We start from the raw sequence: 896 nt of genomic DNA on the forward strand, positions 1-896 counted from the left end.
TTGTGGTCATTGTGAATCCTTGGTTGGGTGTCTATGAACCATCACTGATGGCATTAGGATAAGGATGGGTGAGACAAATAACGTCTCACTCAAATGGCGGATAATGATTATGTGAAATGGGCTGTATATTTGAATTTAAATGGCCTCGGGAAAGGCCATTATTTATCCTTTGCTGCTTCTAGAATTTCACTTAGTAGGTAACCTCTATTCATCAACTCAATAGTGGCTAAGAGTCGTTTTAGGTGGGTGGAAGAAAGGCGTTGAACGAATTCAAACAGTTCGTGATCTGAGCTTTGCTCTACCTCCTTTTTAAAGTGTTGATACTGTTCATTAAGGTAATGACAACTCGCGAGAGCGACTCTGATGAGCGCTTTTGTGAGCTGCTCTTTTAATGGGGAGATATTGGGCATGATTGTTATCACTTATCGGTAATGTCGTGATAAGTCGTGGGGTGGGAGTCTATGATGAAAAGTCATTCAGGCCTTGCTACATATAGGGTTAGCTCTCTCCGAAGCACGACTTTTGATGGCTGTAGTGGTCCGGTGCCTTTGTATCGTGACATAGACCCGGACAGGTTGTTCTCTCATTACGAAGTGATAGATATAGAGTCAAACGCTTCCATATCGATGTAGCTTAAGAAGTTATCCTGCCAAAGCTCGAACATCTCTACAGCGGAATAGTTACCCTTGATTGGGCTCCATCCCCCGAACTCTGTAAAGAATGCTTGGTCTCGAAAATCAAAGTCTAGACATCTCGCCAATTCTGGATACACATTCCCAACGTAAGCAAAATCAGTGATGTATTCGACATTCCATAGACCACTGGAGATCTGTGTCATCGCGATTTCAACAGGGTGAAACCCACCAGCTTCTGAGCTGTATGAACTATCTCGAAAG

The 896-nt window shown here is 43.2% G+C and carries 1 protein-coding gene; it reads right to left on the reverse strand.

The features are described from left to right. Positions 1 to 586 precede the first annotated feature (586 nt). Positions 587 to 896, reverse strand: a 310-nt coding sequence (locus FTW16_RS15485; protein WP_146491732.1) for a DUF2787 domain-containing protein, incomplete at its 5' end; no start/stop codon positions are given.

The sequence above is a fragment of the Vibrio sp. T20 genome (genome assembly GCF_007858795.1).
Classification (GTDB): Bacteria; Pseudomonadota; Gammaproteobacteria; order Enterobacterales; family Vibrionaceae; genus Vibrio; species Vibrio satsumensis.